This is a genomic window from Microcoleus sp. D3_18_C2, from assembly GCF_036702395.1.
Classification (GTDB): domain Bacteria; phylum Cyanobacteriota; class Cyanobacteriia; order Cyanobacteriales; family Microcoleaceae; genus Microcoleus.
The window spans coordinates 19,167-36,523 of record NZ_JAUBTG010000013.1 but is presented as its reverse complement, the minus strand read 5'-3'; the positions used below and the strand labels follow the sequence as shown (position 1 = coordinate 36,523).

The 17,357-nt window shown below is 43.4% G+C and carries 25 protein-coding genes; 17 read left to right on the top strand and 8 right to left on the bottom strand.

All coding sequences use genetic code 11. The annotated features are described in order from the left end of the window. Window positions 1-137: 137 nt before the first annotated feature. On the bottom strand, window positions 138-275 hold the full coding sequence (locus QUA88_RS11055; protein WP_333053409.1) for a hypothetical protein: 138 nt from the start codon (window positions 273-275) through the stop codon (window positions 138-140). Between the two features lie 316 nt (window positions 276-591). On the opposite strand from QUA88_RS11055, the gene msrA reads away from it, so the two are divergent. The 4 genes from msrA (at window position 592) to QUA88_RS11035 (ending at window position 2,780) form a co-directional block, all read left to right on the top strand. Continuing rightward, window positions 592-1,245, top strand: coding sequence for a peptide-methionine (S)-S-oxide reductase MsrA (gene msrA, locus QUA88_RS11050; protein ID WP_333053410.1), 654 nt, complete (start codon window positions 592-594; stop codon window positions 1,243-1,245). Between the two features lie 129 nt (window positions 1,246-1,374). Then, complete coding sequence (locus QUA88_RS11045; RefSeq protein ID WP_333053411.1) at window positions 1,375-1,698, top strand: hypothetical protein; 324 nt, start codon at window positions 1,375-1,377, stop codon at window positions 1,696-1,698. Between the two features lie 121 nt (window positions 1,699-1,819). Then, window positions 1,820-2,161, top strand: coding sequence for a YtxH domain-containing protein (locus tag QUA88_RS11040; protein ID WP_333053412.1), 342 nt, complete (start codon window positions 1,820-1,822; stop codon window positions 2,159-2,161). Window positions 2,162-2,198: 37 nt separating this feature from the next. Next, window positions 2,199-2,780 (top strand): DUF948 domain-containing protein, encoded by a 582-nt coding sequence (locus QUA88_RS11035; protein ID WP_333053413.1) that lies wholly within the window; start codon window positions 2,199-2,201, stop codon window positions 2,778-2,780. A gap of 17 nt (window positions 2,781-2,797) precedes the next feature. On the opposite strand, the gene QUA88_RS11030 is transcribed toward QUA88_RS11035, so the two are convergent. Further along, a complete protein-coding gene (locus tag QUA88_RS11030; RefSeq protein ID WP_333211692.1) occupies window positions 2,798-4,585 on the bottom strand; it encodes a cellulose-binding protein in 1,788 nt (595 codons plus the stop codon). 4 nt (window positions 4,586-4,589) lie between these two features. Here QUA88_RS11030 and QUA88_RS11025 point away from each other — a divergent pair, with 4 nt between their 5' ends. Next, entirely contained in the window at window positions 4,590-4,760 is a 171-nt protein-coding gene (locus tag QUA88_RS11025) for a hypothetical protein (protein ID WP_333211690.1), read from the top strand. Here the strand turns inward: QUA88_RS11025 and QUA88_RS11020 are convergent. After that, on the bottom strand, window positions 4,757-5,260 hold the full coding sequence (locus QUA88_RS11020) for a DNA-binding response regulator (protein WP_333053416.1): 504 nt from the start codon (window positions 5,258-5,260) through the stop codon (window positions 4,757-4,759). The genes QUA88_RS11025 and QUA88_RS11020 overlap by 4 nt on opposite strands. A gap of 263 nt (window positions 5,261-5,523) precedes the next feature. Here QUA88_RS11020 and QUA88_RS11015 point away from each other — a divergent pair, with 263 nt between their 5' ends. Then, window positions 5,524-7,698: an alpha/beta fold hydrolase gene (locus QUA88_RS11015; RefSeq protein WP_333271692.1), complete on the top strand. Its 2,175-nt coding sequence runs from the start codon at window positions 5,524-5,526 to the stop codon at window positions 7,696-7,698. A 152-nt stretch (window positions 7,699-7,850) separates the two neighbouring features. Then, window positions 7,851-8,495 carry a hypothetical protein gene (locus QUA88_RS11010; protein ID WP_333271689.1) on the top strand — a complete coding sequence of 215 codons (645 nt, stop codon included), beginning with the start codon at window positions 7,851-7,853 and terminating at the stop codon, window positions 8,493-8,495. A 182-nt stretch (window positions 8,496-8,677) separates the two neighbouring features. Here the strand turns inward: QUA88_RS11010 and QUA88_RS11005 are convergent, their stop codons facing one another. Beyond that, the gene (locus QUA88_RS11005) at window positions 8,678-9,049 is read right to left on the bottom strand and encodes a XisI protein (protein WP_333271686.1); all 372 of its coding nucleotides are present in this window, start codon (window positions 9,047-9,049) and stop codon (window positions 8,678-8,680) included. Next, a complete protein-coding gene (locus tag QUA88_RS11000; RefSeq protein WP_333271683.1) occupies window positions 9,037-9,456 on the bottom strand; it encodes an element excision factor XisH family protein in 420 nt (139 codons plus the stop codon). The genes QUA88_RS11005 and QUA88_RS11000 overlap by 13 nt, the downstream gene beginning before the upstream one ends. A 339-nt stretch (window positions 9,457-9,795) precedes the next feature. Between QUA88_RS11000 and QUA88_RS10995 the strand changes: the two genes are divergently transcribed. The 9 genes from QUA88_RS10995 to QUA88_RS10955 all read left to right on the top strand — a co-directional run bounded on the left by QUA88_RS10995 (window position 9,796) and on the right by QUA88_RS10955 (window position 14,384). Next, on the top strand, window positions 9,796-10,011 hold the full coding sequence (locus QUA88_RS10995) for a hypothetical protein (protein WP_333053422.1): 216 nt from the start codon (window positions 9,796-9,798) through the stop codon (window positions 10,009-10,011). Further along, entirely contained in the window at window positions 10,008-10,184 is a 177-nt protein-coding gene (locus QUA88_RS10990) for a hypothetical protein (protein ID WP_190738037.1), read from the top strand. Before QUA88_RS10995 ends, QUA88_RS10990 begins: the two co-directional genes overlap by 4 nt. A gap of 10 nt (window positions 10,185-10,194) precedes the next feature. Then, window positions 10,195-10,581: a hypothetical protein gene (locus QUA88_RS10985; RefSeq protein WP_333053423.1), complete on the top strand. Its 387-nt coding sequence runs from the start codon at window positions 10,195-10,197 to the stop codon at window positions 10,579-10,581. 4 nt (window positions 10,582-10,585) lie between these two features. Continuing rightward, window positions 10,586-10,720 carry a hypothetical protein gene (locus QUA88_RS10980; protein ID WP_333271679.1) on the top strand — a complete coding sequence of 45 codons (135 nt, stop codon included), beginning with the start codon at window positions 10,586-10,588 and terminating at the stop codon, window positions 10,718-10,720. Between the two features lie 35 nt (window positions 10,721-10,755). Beyond that, window positions 10,756-10,980, top strand: a complete 225-nt coding sequence (locus QUA88_RS10975) for a DUF433 domain-containing protein (RefSeq protein WP_190742266.1) — start codon at window positions 10,756-10,758, stop codon at window positions 10,978-10,980. Further along, a complete protein-coding gene (locus QUA88_RS10970) occupies window positions 10,980-11,348 on the top strand; it encodes a DUF5615 family PIN-like protein (RefSeq protein ID WP_333053424.1) in 369 nt (122 codons plus the stop codon). The genes QUA88_RS10975 and QUA88_RS10970 overlap by 1 nt, the downstream gene beginning before the upstream one ends. A gap of 165 nt (window positions 11,349-11,513) precedes the next feature. Further along, window positions 11,514-11,852: a hypothetical protein gene (locus QUA88_RS10965; RefSeq protein WP_333053425.1), complete on the top strand. Its 339-nt coding sequence runs from the start codon at window positions 11,514-11,516 to the stop codon at window positions 11,850-11,852. A 197-nt stretch (window positions 11,853-12,049) separates the two neighbouring features. Beyond that, window positions 12,050-12,238 carry a hypothetical protein gene (locus tag QUA88_RS10960; protein WP_333053426.1) on the top strand — a complete coding sequence of 63 codons (189 nt, stop codon included), beginning with the start codon at window positions 12,050-12,052 and terminating at the stop codon, window positions 12,236-12,238. 1,222 nt (window positions 12,239-13,460) lie between these two features. Next, window positions 13,461-14,384: a fused MFS/spermidine synthase gene (locus QUA88_RS10955; RefSeq protein ID WP_333053427.1), complete on the top strand. Its 924-nt coding sequence runs from the start codon at window positions 13,461-13,463 to the stop codon at window positions 14,382-14,384. A 444-nt stretch (window positions 14,385-14,828) separates the two neighbouring features. Here QUA88_RS10955 and QUA88_RS10950 read toward each other — a convergent pair whose 3' ends face one another. From QUA88_RS10950 to QUA88_RS10940, 3 genes are all read right to left on the bottom strand, one after another. After that, window positions 14,829-15,257, bottom strand: a complete 429-nt coding sequence (locus QUA88_RS10950; RefSeq protein WP_333053428.1) for a heavy metal-responsive transcriptional regulator — start codon at window positions 15,255-15,257, stop codon at window positions 14,829-14,831. A 103-nt stretch (window positions 15,258-15,360) separates the two neighbouring features. Beyond that, entirely contained in the window at window positions 15,361-15,654 is a 294-nt protein-coding gene (locus QUA88_RS10945; protein ID WP_333053429.1) for a hypothetical protein, read from the bottom strand. A 763-nt stretch (window positions 15,655-16,417) separates the two neighbouring features. Beyond that, window positions 16,418-16,588: a hypothetical protein gene (locus QUA88_RS10940; RefSeq protein ID WP_172186391.1), complete on the bottom strand. Its 171-nt coding sequence runs from the start codon at window positions 16,586-16,588 to the stop codon at window positions 16,418-16,420. 167 nt (window positions 16,589-16,755) lie between these two features. Between QUA88_RS10940 and QUA88_RS10935 the strand changes: the two genes are divergently transcribed. Next, window positions 16,756-17,346, top strand: coding sequence for a DUF3611 family protein (locus QUA88_RS10935; RefSeq protein ID WP_333053430.1), 591 nt, complete (start codon window positions 16,756-16,758; stop codon window positions 17,344-17,346). Window positions 17,347-17,357: the final 11 nt, after the last annotated feature.

Here is a 17,357-nt window from a genome sequence, read left to right as displayed (position 1 = left end):
ATGTACATTTGGATTGTTCGTCTTGGGAGGGCGGGTTTTTCAGATTATTCGTTTCCGACATAGATGGTTGGTAAAACCCGCCCCTACGCAATCTGAAATTATAGTTGATTTTTCAGGTATAAAATTAAGAGGAAAACTCAAGCTGCTGCTAGCTGTGCTTGTTCTGCTGCTTGGGGCAAAGTCTGATTTACCACAATCCACTTGCCTGTAATTGGGTCGCGGTAAGTAATAAAGGGATTAGATTTTAAAGGTTGACTGCAAGGTTTAGCGCCCATCTCTACACACTCCCTATAAATGGCATTGAATAACTACTACAACACCATACCTTTAATAATCGGCTATTTTGCCTAAAATCCGCGTGATTTATACCTCAACAATAGGTGATATTTAAGGTATGTTTTCGTGACATAGAACACTGCCTCATGTGATTTAAAACTGCGTGGACAGTGAGCAGTATCACCAAAAACCTTCCGTAAAAAAATCTGCCTTGTGGTTTTTACCTTCTACCTTTAAGCAGACCACTGTTTTCAGTATACATCTGATATTATTAAGTAAGGTAAAGATGTTTATCAGAGATCCCCTCACAAACTTATGGTGCTATTTGGATTTGGCAAAAAGTCGAGCCTGCCCTCTCCCCAAGAGGCATTACCGGGACGGGCAGAGTCGATGTCGGTACCGGCAAGTCACTTTGTTAACGGCAATCCGCTCAAACCTCCCTTTCCAAACGGCATGGAGACTGCGTTGTTTGGCCTGGGCTGTTTTTGGGGAGCGGAACGCAAATTTTGGCAGCAAAATGGAGTTTTTTCGACGGCTGTTGGCTACGCGGCTGGGATTACTCCGAATCCTACTTACAATGAAGTTTGCAGCGGGATGACGGGACATAATGAAGTAGTTCTGGTTGTGTTCGATCCGAAAGTAATTAGTTACGAAACGCTGCTTAAAGTTTTTTGGGAAAGTCACAATCCTACTCAAGGAATGCGTCAGGGTAATGATTCTGGTACTCAGTACCGATCGGGCATTTACACGTATTCAGCTAGCCAAATGCAGTTAGCTGAAGCTTCGCGAGATGCTTACCAGCAGGCTTTGACGGCGGCCGGTTACGGCAAGATTACTACTGAAATTATTGATGCTCCTGAGTTTTATTACGCAGAAAGCTATCATCAGCAGTATCTTGCTAAAAACCCGAACGGTTATTGCGGTTTGGGCGGTACTAAGGTTTGTTTGCCTGCTATGTCTCAGGCTTAAAACTTTTACAAGGGGTATTTTGGGGCTGTTACAATAGTCCGGCAGTCGGGCAGGGGTTTAAACCCCTGCCTCAAAGCTTAAGTCGTCTGAAGACGACTGAAAGGTTATTGAGATGGCAAAAGGGATTAGTTGAAAGCAGGTAAAATAATGCTGGCGGGTGTGGTAATTATCAATTTAATGATATCTCTGGTCTGTTTTTATATCGCTGCGAAGGTGGGGAAAATCAGGCGGACGATCGCACGTTTGGAACTTCGGATCGCAGCAATCGAACGCTGTAGCAGCAATGTCCTCAGTATGTCGCCGGATTTCCTTGGTAAAAGGCAGCAAGGTACTCGCCAACTACGACGGCGTTATCAACAACTAGAATTGCAACTGCAACAGGTTCAGCAACTTTTGGGATTGCTGGGTTTGGGACGGATGCTTTGGTCCAGGCGCGATCGACGTTTGAGGTAAGCTATCCTAAAATTGCCGCCTGTGCTGACTCCCTAGGGTTTTCAACAATATTTCTACCTTTGTAAAGGGCTGCGATCAGGCAAACGCCCCTAAAATTGGTGTATGGAGAGAAGTTATAAAAATGTCAACTAAACGTTCAGGATTATTTATTGGCGGTTTGCTTGTGGGTTCTGCGATCGGGGCCGTGACTGGCTTGCTGATGGCACCGCGACCGGGCAAGGAGACGCGGCAGATATTGAAAAAATCAGCCGATGCTTTGCCGGAGTTGGCGGAAGATTTATCGACTAGCGTGCAGTTGCAGGCCGATCGACTTTCTGAAACTGCCATCCGAAATTGGGACGAAACTTTGATTAGACTCAAAGAGGCGATCGCGGCCGGTTTGGAAGCGACTCAGCGGGAACGCCAAACCCTGTCGGAAGCTGAATCTGAAGTGAGTCCCTCCTCGCGCCCTCCCATCCGCTAAATGGCATGAAATTCTCAACCCCCAATCCCAGATTCAAGTGAGCGATCCTATATTTTGGCTAGGACTTTCAATTTTGCTAGTGGCAGTTAGCCTGACTGCTGTTTTAGTGACTTTAATACCTGCAGTGCAAGCGCTGGCCAGGGCGGCCCGCAGCGTGGAAAAGCTCGCTGACACGCTTTCTCGCGAATTTCCGCCGACTTTGGAGGCGATTCGCTTGACGGGGCTGGAAATTAGCGAGTTGACGGATGATGTCAGCGAGGGAGTACAAAGTGCGGGCGAGGTTGTCAAACAGGTCGATCGAAGTATTGGTAGCGCCAAAAAGCAGGCGCAAAATGTGCAGGTAACTACTCGCAGCGTGGTGACTGGGATTAAGGCTGCTTGGAAAACTTTAACTCGCAAGCCACCGATGTCTGGGACAAATCGCCGATCGACAGATAGATTGTCGCCGAGTCAAAGAAGTGCGCTTTCGCTGAGGGATTCGGGTTTGGAGGGCAGGCATTCTGGGGTTTACGGTGCCGGTGCTAGTAATGGGGAATCGCCCAGGTTGAGGAGTAGCGAGGGTTCGGGTTTGCCGGGGGATGCTGGAGAGTTTGAGGAAGTGCGATCGAACGATTCTTGATTGCACCCAATTCCCGATCATCCCTCCACAGCACACCCATCCCACCAGCAAGGATTCTTATCAATAAAATCCATCAAAGCATCATACTTAGGCGAACCCTTTTGTTCCACATATTCCAAAGCCCCCCAACTTCCCCACTTACTAAATCCACCAACGTCCACAAAGTGCATGAAAAGACTGCCTCCAGCTTGTTTCCAACTATTCAGTAATTGAGTGTACATATCATACATTTCAGGACGCCTATTTAATGCCATAAAAAACTCAGTCAGTTTTTCGTTGTTCTCAACTCCTTCAATACCTACAATATGTTGACCGCCCTCGTAAACAAATAACTTGAGACCTTTTTTTTGAGCCACATCTAAGAAATACTTAAAGTCATTCTCAACATCGGGCAAACTATCTTTGAACCCCGGCAGTAACCCGCCCTCTCTTAATTGCTTAAAAGCTTTGCCAAATCCGCCATCTGCGTCATTCAACCAAGACTCTACTGTGCTGACACTTTCTTTCCCGCCCAAGTTGCCGCTAAAATATCCAGCTATGGCTACGGCATCAATACCGTGTTGATAACAAGGTTTATTGCCTTCAGCCACCCAATAGGAACACTCTAAAGAATAAGTTTCTAAATCTCTCCAGGCTCTTTGAGTTCCTAACACGCAGACAACTCGATTCTTTTGATCCTCAAAAACACCTTTCCAGATATCGCACATTTGAGCAGTACGCATTCCGTACCATTGCATAAAAGCATCGCCTTTATCTCCCCACTTCGCTTTACCTTGTTCCAAAGCATAATGAGATTGTGGAAATAACCAATTCCAAACCTCATTAGAATACTCTACATAAACTTTCAGCTTTGGATCTAAACTATCTTTTACCATTTTAGCAAAGTTAGTCATATATTCATCCGTAGCCTGATGCGGCATATTAAACCAGGGTTCTGCTTGAACTTTATTAGCTAAATTCACCATGACTTCTATGGGAACACTGCCTCTGTAAGAATAGGATACACTCTCTGGTTTAGGTCGGTTTGACCATTGTTTTTGTTCAGAACCATTTGTCTCCATCCAGTCCATAAAACGCAAAACTCTAAATTTTTTAATCTTGTCTATAAACAGCGGATTAAATATTTCACCGCTTTGAATAAGCTGTTCATCTTGGGAGTGAACAACTTTAATATTGCGGATATAGTTCCCTGTTTTATTGGGATCGGTAGCAGTAATTGTAATCATTATGCCTCCGCCTTGTGTGGCATCGACATTAATGATATCCCTCCCTGGTTTCGACGCAGCCTCATCTTTTTTGGCATCAAACCTATATTCGATCGCACCTTCACCCTCATAAGTAACAATATATTGCCCTGAAGGATAGCGATTGGGGATTTCCCTAAGTAATAGGGTACTTACCCTAGTATATTTAGGAGCATCTTCGGGCGAGGGGAGAGACTTCACCCACCCATTTTCATCAAGGTTTAAAAGATTATACTCTTCTGTATCCCATTCACCTTGACAGTTTGGTTGTCCGCTGACGCATTGAGTTATCCATTGTCTAGAAGATTTGAAAGCATCTAAAAAGGGTAATTGTGTTGACGAGTCAGCAATACCGTGAAGCCCAACTCCTAAAGAAGAGCGAGAATTTGATGTATTTTGTACATCTGCCCGCACAGCTACTGTGTTATCTACTTGCCGTACTGCTGTGGGAGCAATATTAGTTGTTAAAGCCCAACATCCGGGAATAAAAATGACAAAAATTAATAAACCCAGCACAAAGCCCAGAGCTTTTTTGTTCGATCTGATACTTAATCGAGACATAAATTTGACTGATTTTATTGTTTTAGGTAAAATCGAAGCGGGTGAAGCTGTTTTAATTTTGATATTTTATCAAAAAGTTCCTTCTAAAACGATCGGCTATAAGATTATTAACATTTTTGCCTCTGTGTGGAGGGGCGATATCCCTTTCTGTCCCCAAGTGCGATCGCCCATCTAACCGTCTTTATCCAAATCTTCTTTTTTCGGAGTTTCTGAAGTTGAGGGGAATTCTAGTCGAATGTTAATATCAATTGATACTGTATTTTTCTCAATCACACCTATACCAACTATTTTTACTAATGCTTCTGTAGGTACAGAATTATTTATTTTAAATTCAGGAGAAGACAGAGTTTTATATCCGGCTTCCTGTAGCCGATCGCAAATATTGCGCCAATTTCCTACAGGTTCGTTAGGTACATCGGCGAGTTTTTTAACATATTGGTATAAAGTTTTACATAAATAAACCTCTGCACTTTTGGAACTCTGAAACAGTTGGCGGGCGATTTCGGCGGGGCTGCAACCGGAAAGCAATCCTCGGAGGTAGAGTTTTTCTGTTTCTGTTAGTCCCCTGCGCGATCGGGGAGAGATTTGCCGTTTAGCTTCTGCAAAAGCTTGGTACAGTCTTTCTAAGTCCCAGTGTTTGGCGGCTTCGGCAAATAAGTCTTCTTTTGATGCCATTGTCGGGTGTGTTGAGATGTGGCTAACGATAGCATAACCGAAATTGCTAGCGTTTGTTAGTTGTGTGCTAACTGTGCTTAGTGTATTGTTATATACATCAAATATAGTTGAGTTTGTTGGGGCGGTGTGACGCGGAGTAGGAATACTCAGATTCAACAATGGGCGCGCTCGACCGATCGGCTTTTACAACAAACAGTTTATTTAATCCAAGCAAACACAGGGCAAGTCTATGTACTTGTCTCTAATCAACACGAGGGAATAACGTGTCTAATTTTTTCACGCCTGAATTTAATAACGAAAGTGCGATCGCCCCTTGGAATGCCAGCCTAGAACCCACTAAGGCAATTATCCCGCAGCTAGATGCTAACCGCGTGCTAACGGGGGGTGTTGGTGAGGAAGTTAATATCCCGACTTTAACGCCAGAAGCCTATGACAATATCATCTTGCCTGATGCTGCGCTAACCCGGATGGCTAATGGGGCGATCGCGGACTCCAACAGCAGTTTACCGGATAGCTCTGTCGATTTGCTAACAGGTCAGGCGATGTCAGAGGTTTATGGGGATTTGAGTAAGTTTGCGGCTGATCCAGATTTCGTAGCTAAGCTGAATGTGGCTTTTGGGGAAAACTGGGATGCTGCGGGTGCGAAAGCCTTAGCTGAAGGATGGTTTCATGGAGATTTTAGTGATATCCCCCCGGTGAAGGTTGTCTCGTCTGCTGAGATTGATGCGGCGAATGGGGCTTTTGCTGCGGCGACGGATACGATTTATTTATCGAAGGAATTTTTGGCTGGGAATGCGGCGAATCCGGCTGCGGTTGCGGATGTGTTGCTGGAAGAAATCGGACACTCTGTTGATGCGCGGTTGAATGTTACGGATTCACCGGGAGATGAGGGGGCGATTTTTGGGGCGATCGTTCAGGGGAAGGAGTTGAGTGAGGGTGAGCTTCAGGGGTTGAAGGGTAAAAATGATACAGCAACTGTTGTGCTAGGTGGTGAAGATACCACAATAGAAATGAGTCAGCAGGCGTGGGTTCTTGGGAGCTATACTGACTGGAGAAACCGAAACTTTGATTTCCAAAAACCCGATCAAATTACCTCTCAGAGTGGAAATCGAGGTGATAGTAAGGATGGTATTTATATCAATTGGGGTAAAGGCTCTCCTTTTGATCCTGCTAACACTGATATTGTTAACGAACTAAACTATTTTGCTACCAGTGGTTATACCCAAGCAAATTTTGAAGCTGGCAAGACTTATAAATTTAGAGTCAGTGCAGATGATAACATCGTGATAGGTGCCAAACAGATTGGTCAATCAGGTTTTAACTTGATCACGCCTCTGAATCAAGCCAGAACAGAACCTGAATGGCAAACGCTTCCCGGCATTTTTAAAGAGTATAGCTGGACTCCCACTCAGAGTGGTTCATATAGAGTGCAGTTTTGGCATTATGATATTACTGGTGATGCCAGTGTCGATATCTCTTGGGAGAAATCTGTAGATAGTATTAGGGTAGAAAACAAAGATTTCGCAGTCAATCTATCGCTTTATGATGAGAATCGTAACAAGAAGCCAGCCGATAGTAGCAATCTTGACCTCAACAAAGACACTGTTGTAGTGATTCATGGTAGGGGTGGCGGTGGGGATAATGACAATCTAACTATTGACTTAGCAAAAACAGCAGCAGCTAGTCAATATTACCCCAATTCTCAGGTACTTTACTTAGACTGGAAAGAAGCAGCAAACGATGGTGGAACTCCTCCTTACGACGCTGCGAGGCGGATCAGGCCAGTTGCTAAATGGGCTACGAATAGATTGCAAGAATTAGGAATAGATCCTCAAAAAACTATTCTCTTAGGTCATAGTTTAGGCTCTTACGTTGCCTCTGAAATAGGAAGAATAAGTGGAGGTGTGAAGGAACTTGTTGCACTCGATCCAGCTTTTCCTGGTGGCACTAATAAAGGGAGTTATGATATTGATGGCAATAACCCAGGAGATGAGATTGATGATCGTACAATAGATTTCAATAAAGCCGCAACTAAGTCTATTGCATTGGTCGTTTCAGACGCCGCTGGCGCCGGAGGTTTAGCAGGTGATAATCCCAGAGCTAGTAGTGCTAACGATTCCTATATAGTTAATTTTATTGGCTATGAGGAACGCGGGTATAAATTTATAGAAAAACAGACCAACAAAGCCACAGATTATCATAATGGTGTCGTCAATCTTTTCTCTGAGATAATGTTGCGCGGCGACTTCGATTTTCCATCTCACCAGGGTGACAGGTTTAGCGATATAGGGCAGTTACAGCCTGTGGGATTTAAAGCGAAAGAAGAGTTTGAGATTCCTCGTCACGAGGGTGTGATAACAGCCATTTTTCCTAGCGGAATAAATGGATTAAATTATGTAAGTTCTAATGGTGAGGTTAAAAGAATCTGGAATTCTTAACCCATCAAATTAACTTGAATGGAATTAGGACAAATCTACCTTGTCAATGCTAAGCGATCGCTCATTTTGTGTTAAAAGCGATTACTCTCAAATTCATTTCCCTAAAATCCATTTCTGGTTCCAATAAACTTCACATTTGAGAACAAATAACGATGGCATTAAGATTTATCAATGATAATGGTCTATTTCGCTTGTTCGGCGATAACACCGCAGAATCGATCGAATTATCCCCTGGACCACTAACAGATATTCCTGGCGGTGTCTGGCTTCGAGGTGGCAATGATACAGTTACAGGCTCTACCATCAGCGAACTAATTCTGGGAAACGACGGTCAAGATAGCATTTCAGGTGGAGAGGGAAACGACACTTTATTTGGTGGCAAAGGCAACGATGAATTGTCTGGGGGTGCAGGCGATGATTTTCTCTCAGGTGATAGGGACATTGATACTCTCACTGGCGGACAGGGAAGTGATACATTTGCCCTGTCAACAGGTGGCGGTTTAGACATCATCACCGACTTTGACAATACAACTGATTTCATCCAAGTACCAGCCGATGTAAATATCGGTGACATCTTGATTCAAACCGCAGGTGCTAATACTCTCCTTACTGTAAAAAGTACAGGTGAACAATTAGCCCAACTGAATAATGTTCAGGCTTCCAGTGTCACAACTGCAAACCTTTTAGCTAATCAGCCACCTCCTCAGAGTACGCCTATACCTCGACCAGATACGCCCGTGTTTGTGCCTCCTGACTTTTCGTTGCCTGATTCCCCACTTTCCCCTATTCTGCTTTGAAATGTAGTGGTATCGCCCCTTTTATTCTTAGGGGCGATAGTTTTTTTCCCAAAGTGCGATGCTACTTTCAGTGTCGGCATCTATGAGGACTGGTCAAAGTGCGATCGCCCTTATTTTCCTAAAGTGCGATCTACCTTATTTTCCCAAATAACCAAAAGGGCGATCGCTCTTCCCCTGCAAATTTAACCCACTTGCAATAATTCTTGAGACTGTATTGAATTTGGTACGCCATAAGCTGTATAAGCTCTTACTTCTGGCGGTTGAAGTCCTAAAACAATTAACTTAGGGGGAATGCCCGCTGCTACTAATTCTTCAGCGATCGAGCGATCGGTATTATTGGCTTGAATCCAAACTTGACCGTCGATAATATCCATGTGTATAACACAATCGTGAATTCTTCTCCCCTGAAACCATCCCATTGATAGTAACATATACCGATCGTTTTCTAAATCGAAAATTACTTGACTTTGTACCTCACTTTCAGAATCAAAAAAACCTGAGTATTCATTAAGAATCCCTTTAACAATCTGGCGACAATCTACTAGGGTATCCATTTAACAATTTCCTCTATTTGTGGATTAAAAACAATCAACTTCAAATGATTATCGACCAATAAAATATCGGCAAACTTATCTTCAATAAAAAGCTCCTCAAAAGACATCGCAGGTATGGCAAGATAGAGCGTTCTTTCCGGTTCAGTTTGTTCTAAAATTTTCTGATAAAGAATGTATTGTCCCAAAGCCTTCTCTAAATCTAAAATTTTAGAGTCACTGATAAAACTTTTAACTTCAACAGCTATCTTAGACTGATTATTTTCAGCGCCAATCAGTTTTTCGGCTCCGATATCTACAAATAGTTTTCGCTTAGCCCATTTCAAGAACAATGGGTCATGAGTAACTTTCCAGCCAGCTTTAACAAGGGCCTGTTTCACAACTGGATGATAGTAATCTTTTGCTGACACTATTGCTCCTTTTAAACGCTCTAGGACGATGCTTTAAGTATAGCAAATAAATTACCGACATTACTACCAATGACCCGAAAGATGAATCTTTAGCTTGCGTAAGTCAGGCCAGTCGGCATCTACCAGGACTCGTCAAAGCTCGATCGCCCTTATTGTCGGAAAGTGCGATCGGCATTCCCATCCCGAATCCCAAAGTGCGATCGCCTTTCCCATTTCAAATCCCAAAGGGCGATCGCCCTTTTTTTATTCACTCGCGCACATATTCAACTTGTTAACATGATAACATATCAGCATAACAGGTGTACGATCGTGAGAATATAAAAATTGGAGGAAGCCTAAATGGGAAAAAGTACGGAAGTGCCAGCCAAGCGACACGACCCAAATTACATACAGCTATCGGGAGATGTCCGAAAAGAACTAGGACTTCAGTTTAAAGCTGCGTGTACTCTGAAGCAGCTAAATATAGGAGAAGGGTTGGAAGAGGCGATCGAGATGTGGTTTCAGGCTCAGCAAGTCCCCTCATCCAGCAAGAGCAGCAAAAAGGGGGACAAGTGAGAGATCCAGAACGGGAAAAAGAAGAGCTTGGCAATCCCATCAACGAACCCGTACAAGCGTATAACCTAAAAGAAGCGAAAAAGAAATGCCAACAGCTAGCAACTGAATATGAACGGTCTCTTGCAGATGTTCGCCCTGAAGGCAAAGCCTGGTTTCGCTGCTACTTTCAGTGAGGGAAAATACATGAAAATTCGAGAATCAGTTGGTCAAAGTGTCTGGAACCATTCTGAGGGCTGGTGCTGCGAGCCTCTTGACCCCATACCGCCCGGTCATATTGCCCTGGCCGTTGAAGCGATCGATCTTAATCTTGTAGACTGGGATATCGAAGAAATTGGCGAAAAAGCAGGTTTTGATATTCAGTACAAATACACGGGAGTCAATGACCCGAAAGATTCATCTTTAGCTTGCGTAAGTCAGTTTGTGGGCATCTATGAAGACTTCTCAAAGCTCGATCGCGATTTGGAAATTTTGATTGCAGCCGGCATTCCGCGTCATTTATTTAAAATACTGACTGACAACGATGACATCGATTTGAAGCCTGTAACGCAATACCTCAAAGCTGTCTCATAATGCTTTGAGTGTAGCGCAATTGTTTCTTTTTCCGAAAGTACGATCGCCCTTATTGTCCGAAAGTGCGATCGCCTTTCCCATGTCAAATCCCAAAGGGCGATCGCCATTCCTTAAGTTAAAATATAACTTGTCAGATTAGATAATATAACTTCTCAGATTCAGAAAGGACAAGTTATGCCTGTAAACTGGAGAGAACATATCGTTAGTACCCCCGATGTACTGCGAGGTAAACCAAGAATCAAAGGGACTAGAATTCCCGTTGGCCTGATTTTAGGATATTTAGCATCAAATAACACTGTAGAACAAATCATCGACGAGTTTCCAGATATCACCAAAGAACAGATAGCTGCTTGTCTTGATTATGCTCGCGATTTGTCGGATTTTGAAACAGTTGCCTAATGAGTTTAAGATTGTTCATCGATCAATGCGTTCCTAAGTCTATTATTCAAATACTTCGTGATACCGGACATGAAGTTTTTGTATTGGGAGATTACATCTCAATAGAATCTCCAGATACTATTGTCATTGCCAAAGCTCAGGAATTCAATGCCATACTTGTTTCTCTGAATGGAGACTTCTCAGATATTGTGACTTATCCGCCAAGTTCATATCAAGGAATCATTTCTATTCAACTGAGAAATCACCCTGAAATTATTCCTCAGTTGATGGCAAGGCTAACAGAATACTTATCATTGCACGATAGTGAGGAGCATTATCGAGGTAAATTACTACTGGTAGAAGTTTACAGAATTCGCATTCGAGAGTAAAAATTGATAGCGAGATCCCTTTTCCCCCAAATAACCAAAAGTGCGATCGCCCTTATTGTCCGAAAGTGCGATCGCCCTATAATTTCAGCATGGCAACCACTGTCAAATTCAACAGAGCGATCGGTATAATTAAAAAAACAACATCAAATACAGTCAATTAATGCCATGATTGCTAATTTGCCCATCAAGCTGCCTCACTTACCCAACAGCTTGCCCAGCGAAGGTTCTGTCCGCATTGAGTTAGTCAACGGACTCTTAATATTTAGCGCTTCTATTCAAACCCAGGAACGAATTCAAACTTTAACAGCTCAACAACAAGCATCAAATCTCACTCCCGAAGAACAAACAGAATTGGATGGATATCGAGAATTCATTAGCTATCTAAATTTGGTAAATGAAACCATGAAAAATACTTTTCTATATCCTTTGCGAGGCACTGTCATTGGCTATAATGAGCCGTTTGAACCTGCGGTTTCCTTGGAAGATTGGGAAGTGTTACAATGATTGTACTAGATACTCATATATGGGTTTGGTGGGTTGACGATAACACACGACTAACTCAGAAACATCGGGACAGGATACAACAATATCAATCTCAAGGTTTAGGAATCAGCATCATTTCTTGTTGGGAGGTTGCTAAATTAGTAGAAATGGGAAGACTTACTTTGTCCGTTATAGTTGATGAGTAGTTAAAACAAGCTTTGGCTTATCCCGGAGTGCAGCTACTCGAACTCACCATTCCCATCATTGTTGAGTCAACTAAACTCACAGGTTTTCACCGCGATCCAGCAGATCAAATCATTGTGGCAACTGCGAGGATTTGCGGGTGTCCCTTACTAACTGCTGATGCAAAAATTCTGGCATATCCTGATGTACAGACTCTTCAGTGACAGGTAAAAAATGCCTTAAGACGAATCTTTAGGTTGCGTTAGTCAGTTTGTCGGCATCTACGAAGACTCGTCAAAGCTCGATCGCCCTCTCGAAGCTTTGATTGCGGCCGACATCCCTTGTCATCTATTTAATAGGACTTACCCATGAGGCCCAGAAACCGGGTTTTTTATCAAAATACTTCGTTGTAGCCTGCAAATTCGGTAAAAAACCCGGTTTCTTTAGTCGGAGTGCATCAGTCTTGTCGGATAATGTTTTGAGTGTAGCGCAATTGTTCTTTTTCCCAAAGGGCGATCGCCCTTACATCCCCAATTGTCAAAAAGTGCATGAAGCGCAGCTATCCCGTAGGGAATCGCCCCTACATGAATTATTCAAACTAACTCCGACACACTCAGCCGCCATTCTACGGATTCATACTCATCTAGCTCATTAAATTTTTTATCTCTTTTTTTTTGCCCTCAAACTAATTGATGAGTTGAAGACCATGCAGTGAATATATATAGGGCTTTTTGCTGCTCATTTCGGTCATAAGATAGTTTCATTGTTTTGCCATCAATGAAGGGCGATCGCGTTTAGTTCTAATTCCCCGATTATCGCATTTACCCAACTCAAAAAATATTCTTGAAACTGCTGCGGTTCACTTCGGGCAAATAAGGAGACTAAACCTGTCATTCGATTTTAGATTTTAGATTTTAGATTTTGGATTGACTTGCGCGAGATAAATTCGGGGGCTTGAGGATTTTAGATTTTAGATTTTGGATTGATTCCACGGATAAATCACGTGGCGGGTACCATCAAGAAATTCTTGGTCATGAGATGGTATACCGGTAATTATAGAAAGCTTTTGAACCATTCATATTTGGCGTTACCATAGGCTGTTCTTGCCACCCATCCGTCGGCACCGCGTCTGGATAGCTAGAATCGCGATCGATCTAATATCTTTGAGCAAATCTTCTTTACTTTTTTCTATTCTTAGGTCGTTCAATGTGGAAAAACTAAAAAAAAATGGTATTTAAAATATACACTTTTGGCAATGAATTTATTTGTTTGTTTGTTTTTGTTGCCAAGTTACAGCTTTACTAAAACCTCTTGCCCTCGATCACAATCTTGAACTACAATAAAGTACATAAAAAATTAGTCGGATCTAACTGTAGCATATTTTGGGTTAAAGTTAAGATTCGTTTACCCTGAATCTAAAATCTAAAATCTAAAATCTAAAATCGTATGACTGATTATAAAGGCGATCGACAAACCAGCAACTTAGCAGCTATTAACCAACAAATCACTTGGCTTCAGCAACAGCCAGATGGCTTCCTATTTCAACAAAACTCCGGCGACAACTGCATCGCCGTAAAAAAAATAAACTCAGTGCTACTACTGCTCTTAGCAGACAGAGAAACCTTAATCACAAATGTAGCTCAATCTATCCTAGACCTCAACAATCCACTAAATTTAATTTTTCCCTATTCCCGATCCGTGCTGCTAGCATTAGTCTGGAAAACTAACCCAAAAAAAATCTATGTAATCGGATTTGGTGGCGGCACTCTCCCCAGAATTTTCCACCACTATTTCCCTAACGCGATAGTCGAATGTACAGATATTGACCAAAAAATAGTCGAAGTAGCTCAAAAATTTTTTGGCATTCAATTCGACGACAGACTCAAAGTAGTCATTCAAGACGGACGCGAATATCTAGCCCAACAAGATTCCATAGTAAAAAACGATATAATTATCGTGGATGCTGGTTTTGGCAGCGGCTATATGCCCTATAAATTGGTGACACAAGAATTTTACCAACTGTGCAAAACTCGCTTGTCAAGCGCAGGTGTTCTAGTTGTCCACCTGTTCCACAAACAAGAGTTTAATGCGGCAGCGGTGAAAACGATTCAAACTGTGTTCGCACAAGTTTATATATGCAATTTAGAAACCGGCAACAGCGTTGTCATTGCGACTAATGCTCCCGATTTAGCTAAAAATGAAATTTTCTTGAAAGCCGAACTTATTCAAGATTTCCACAATTTAGGATTTTCCTTAATAGAAATGTCGCTCCAGCTAAAAAAAGTAGCCCAATTTCCGGAATGGGTGAAAATTTGGGAAACGCTGCCAATTTTTACAGATGCTGAAATACCCGCCGGATATTTGGACTGATAAATATACACAATTAGGGCTGTTAAGGGAATCCACAAAAAACTCTAATTGTAGGGTGCTTATGGGGGCACGATCGGGCTGTAGAGTGTTTAGGGGCGCACCATCGCTATGCCTTTAGCAAATCCCAATCACTCAACAGTTGATACTACGAAACTTCGCTCTAAAAAATACTTGACAGTGAAAATCTGGCGGTGTATTATAGAAGTAGTGCAAAAAATGAAAAACATGAGACTAAAAAGTTGGGAGTCTCCTCGCAGCGAGGGTAGAAACTCCAAAGGTAAAGGCGGCTCAGCCAGGGCTCGGCAACTCAAAAAGCAACAGCAAACTCTGCGAAAACAGTTAAAAGCTCAACACGATCGACAAAATCACCCACAAAACCACCAACAAAACCATCAAGGGAAGGAAACCCATAATTCCTTCCCTTTTTTTGTATCTTTCCGCTGCTCAATCCCGCTGAATGTTCGGACAAATCGTGCTAGTAATGCTCGCCTGCGAGGGTTGCTCTTGCCAGCACTTGAGAATGCCTTGCAACTCCCTCTTCAAAGTTTCTAAGGCTGCAATTTGCACGGAAATTTCCTCTACTTTAGCCGTTAGATGCTGCTTCGCTTCAGAACAAGGCAACTCTCCCCGATCGCGAACCTCTAAAATATCCTTAATTTCCTGAAGGCTCAAACCCAGAGTCTGAGATCGTTTAATAAACGCCAACCTGTTGAATACGGTTTCGCCAAACAAGCGATAGCCCGCGGGCGATCGCTCCACCGCAGGAGACAGCAAGCCCATCTCCTCATAGTAACGAACAGTTTTGACCGACAAACCGCTACAGGCAGCTACAGAGCCAATTTTGTACAGTTTCTCGGCAACAGAAATATTCATAAACCAAGCATCCAAGATCGAAAGACTTTCTTGCCCTATCTTTTGGTGCCTCAGATCCAGGGAGTCGATCGGCACATCGCCCAGTCAGCATTGCCCAGTAATCTTAATAAGGAGGATTTTTTTTAGACACATTAAGCACCGGTAACTGAGGTCTAGAAGACTGAGGAGGAAGATAGTATTCGGGAGCAGGTGCGGTTTGTTCGGCTGCAGAGCGGTAAAATTGCCACCAGCGGAGAGCCATCGCCACCCCAGCGGTGCCAAGCCCAAAAGCCAATAAAGAGCCACTCGCACCCATGCTGCCGATGGCTGCATCGACAACGCCCACTGTCACAACAAAGCTGGTAATTGGCTCTTTACGGTAAGCTGACCTCAAAAGTCGCGTCCATGAAGCATTCATTTGGTTTTACTCTGTTCTATATTTATTTACAAGCTGCTATACAAAACTTGGCTAAACTTATCTCAGTTTCACCATTCAACTAGAAGTATTTTCTAGAGGGTCTGATTCCTGCTTCTGCCAAGGGAGTCGGCTCCTACTTGTCCACAGGCGTAAATTCGGGTGTAGCCCACCCTATTTTTTTAGTCAGTACAACTATTCTTTTTGAAGCTTTTAGCCATTGTTGAACCATTATTTTCAACCCATTTAACGAATCGTGGTATCCCGTTCGACCTTGTTATAGGCTGGTCAGTCTTAAATCGACCGTGGTTTACAAACCAGAAAATTTTTGCCTTGGTTTTCGGCATTATCCTGAGAATGTTACATAAAACGGAGCGCCTGTCAATATGGTCGCCATAATTCGCTTGATGGCAAGTTTAATAAAGCATTAAGCGATTAGAGCCATCTCTAAAACTTAGAGTTGGCGGAACGATCGGGATTTCTAGCTCAAAGACTAGCTTCACCTAAATTAATCTTCTCGCCTGTGGGGAATTGTACGGGAGCGAGGCAAAATTGCCAAGCTTGTCAAATCAAAATTCCACCCCATATATACCTCCAAAAGCCAGCTATTGCATTCGGGAACAGAACTCTCTCGGCAGAGAAGTCGCTGGGCTTCTTTCTAATTAATATTTTAATCAATTCCCGAATTTGTCGCGGTCAGCAGAAGCCACACCCGCTGCCGTTCGAGTCAAGACAAAGTGTAAGGCTGACCGCGCCATTGCTAAAATTAGTTGAGACCTAACCAGGACAGCAAGCCCTGGCCTGTGACATACTCGATAATTAAAGTTAGAGAAAAACCGATCATCGCGGCTCGACCGTTAAGGCGTTCCGCGTAGCTGTTGAAGCCAAACTTTGGCTGTTCCAGTTTGGGAGTGACGGTGGGTTGTAGTTGTGTCATTGCTTTGGATACCTGGCGATCGACGCTATTCAAATGTGAAATCCAATGTTAGTTACAAATCTTAAACATTGCTACTTCTATTATAAAGAGGGTTAACCGCCGTCAACCGTCCCCGAAGAGAAAAAACTGCTGCCAACTAATGCCAATTAATTATACCCGCTCAAAATATGACTAATCAGTTAGATAACGATAAGCTTCCTGTCGCCGTACAGCGAGTAGCCTTTGCCCTTCGTACAACAGGCTGGGTTTGCTTCTGGGTACAGTTAGTGCTAGCGGTTGTAGCGGGGATCATTTTGCTCTTTGCCATCCCCTTCGCCCTCCCCAGCACTACCGTCGCTGGGCGTTCAACCAGTGCCGGCACCGGCGGGGGCGTTTTTTTTGCCATTTGCGGGCTAGCCGTACTCGCTTACAGCGTATATCGCTCTTTCCGCTTCACCCGTTTGTCGAGACAACTGCGATCGCCCGGTAACGCAGCGCGCCCCAAAAAAGCAGACACCATCAAAGAGGTGCGGCTGGCACTGATGAGCAACTTGTCAGGAATGATCCTGACGCTGATCGGCGCAGAAGCCATCAGCGGCACGCTTTTAGCGAAATCTCTAGCTCAGCCGCAAGCCTTGTTCGGTGCCGCAGTTGATGTGGGTCGATTTATTCAGCCTCTAGATATATTTGTGGTACTCGCCAATACTCACGCCACAGTTGCCCATTTTGTCGGGATTTTCGGGGCTCTTTGGTTGCTCGATCGCATCCACAAACAATAGTTATTGGGGAG

Bases quoted from the DNA above. Each gene is read 5' to 3' on its own strand.
- QUA88_RS11055 (WP_333053409.1), bottom strand. From the start codon at position 275: ATGGGCGCTAAACCTTGCAGTCAACCTTTAAAATCTAATCCCTTTATT.
- msrA (WP_333053410.1), top strand. From the start codon at position 592: ATGGTGCTATTTGGATTTGGCAAAAAGTCGAGCCTGCCCTCTCCCCAA.
- QUA88_RS11040 (WP_333053412.1), top strand. From the start codon at position 1,820: ATGTCAACTAAACGTTCAGGATTATTTATTGGCGGTTTGCTTGTGGGT.
- QUA88_RS11030 (WP_333211692.1), bottom strand. From the start codon at position 4,585: ATGTCTCGATTAAGTATCAGATCGAACAAAAAAGCTCTGGGCTTTGTG.
- QUA88_RS11020 (WP_333053416.1), bottom strand. From the start codon at position 5,260: ATGGCATCAAAAGAAGACTTATTTGCCGAAGCCGCCAAACACTGGGAC.
- QUA88_RS11010 (WP_333271689.1), top strand. From the start codon at position 7,851: ATGGCATTAAGATTTATCAATGATAATGGTCTATTTCGCTTGTTCGGC.
- QUA88_RS11005 (WP_333271686.1), bottom strand. From the start codon at position 9,049: ATGGATACCCTAGTAGATTGTCGCCAGATTGTTAAAGGGATTCTTAAT.
- QUA88_RS10995 (WP_333053422.1), top strand. From the start codon at position 9,796: ATGGGAAAAAGTACGGAAGTGCCAGCCAAGCGACACGACCCAAATTAC.
- QUA88_RS10985 (WP_333053423.1), top strand. From the start codon at position 10,195: ATGAAAATTCGAGAATCAGTTGGTCAAAGTGTCTGGAACCATTCTGAG.
- QUA88_RS10975 (WP_190742266.1), top strand. From the start codon at position 10,756: ATGCCTGTAAACTGGAGAGAACATATCGTTAGTACCCCCGATGTACTG.
- QUA88_RS10970 (WP_333053424.1), top strand. From the start codon at position 10,980: ATGAGTTTAAGATTGTTCATCGATCAATGCGTTCCTAAGTCTATTATT.
- QUA88_RS10965 (WP_333053425.1), top strand. From the start codon at position 11,514: ATGATTGCTAATTTGCCCATCAAGCTGCCTCACTTACCCAACAGCTTG.
- QUA88_RS10955 (WP_333053427.1), top strand. From the start codon at position 13,461: ATGACTGATTATAAAGGCGATCGACAAACCAGCAACTTAGCAGCTATT.
- QUA88_RS10950 (WP_333053428.1), bottom strand. From the start codon at position 15,257: ATGAATATTTCTGTTGCCGAGAAACTGTACAAAATTGGCTCTGTAGCT.
- QUA88_RS10945 (WP_333053429.1), bottom strand. From the start codon at position 15,654: ATGAATGCTTCATGGACGCGACTTTTGAGGTCAGCTTACCGTAAAGAG.
- QUA88_RS10940 (WP_172186391.1), bottom strand. From the start codon at position 16,588: ATGACACAACTACAACCCACCGTCACTCCCAAACTGGAACAGCCAAAG.
- QUA88_RS10935 (WP_333053430.1), top strand. From the start codon at position 16,756: ATGACTAATCAGTTAGATAACGATAAGCTTCCTGTCGCCGTACAGCGA.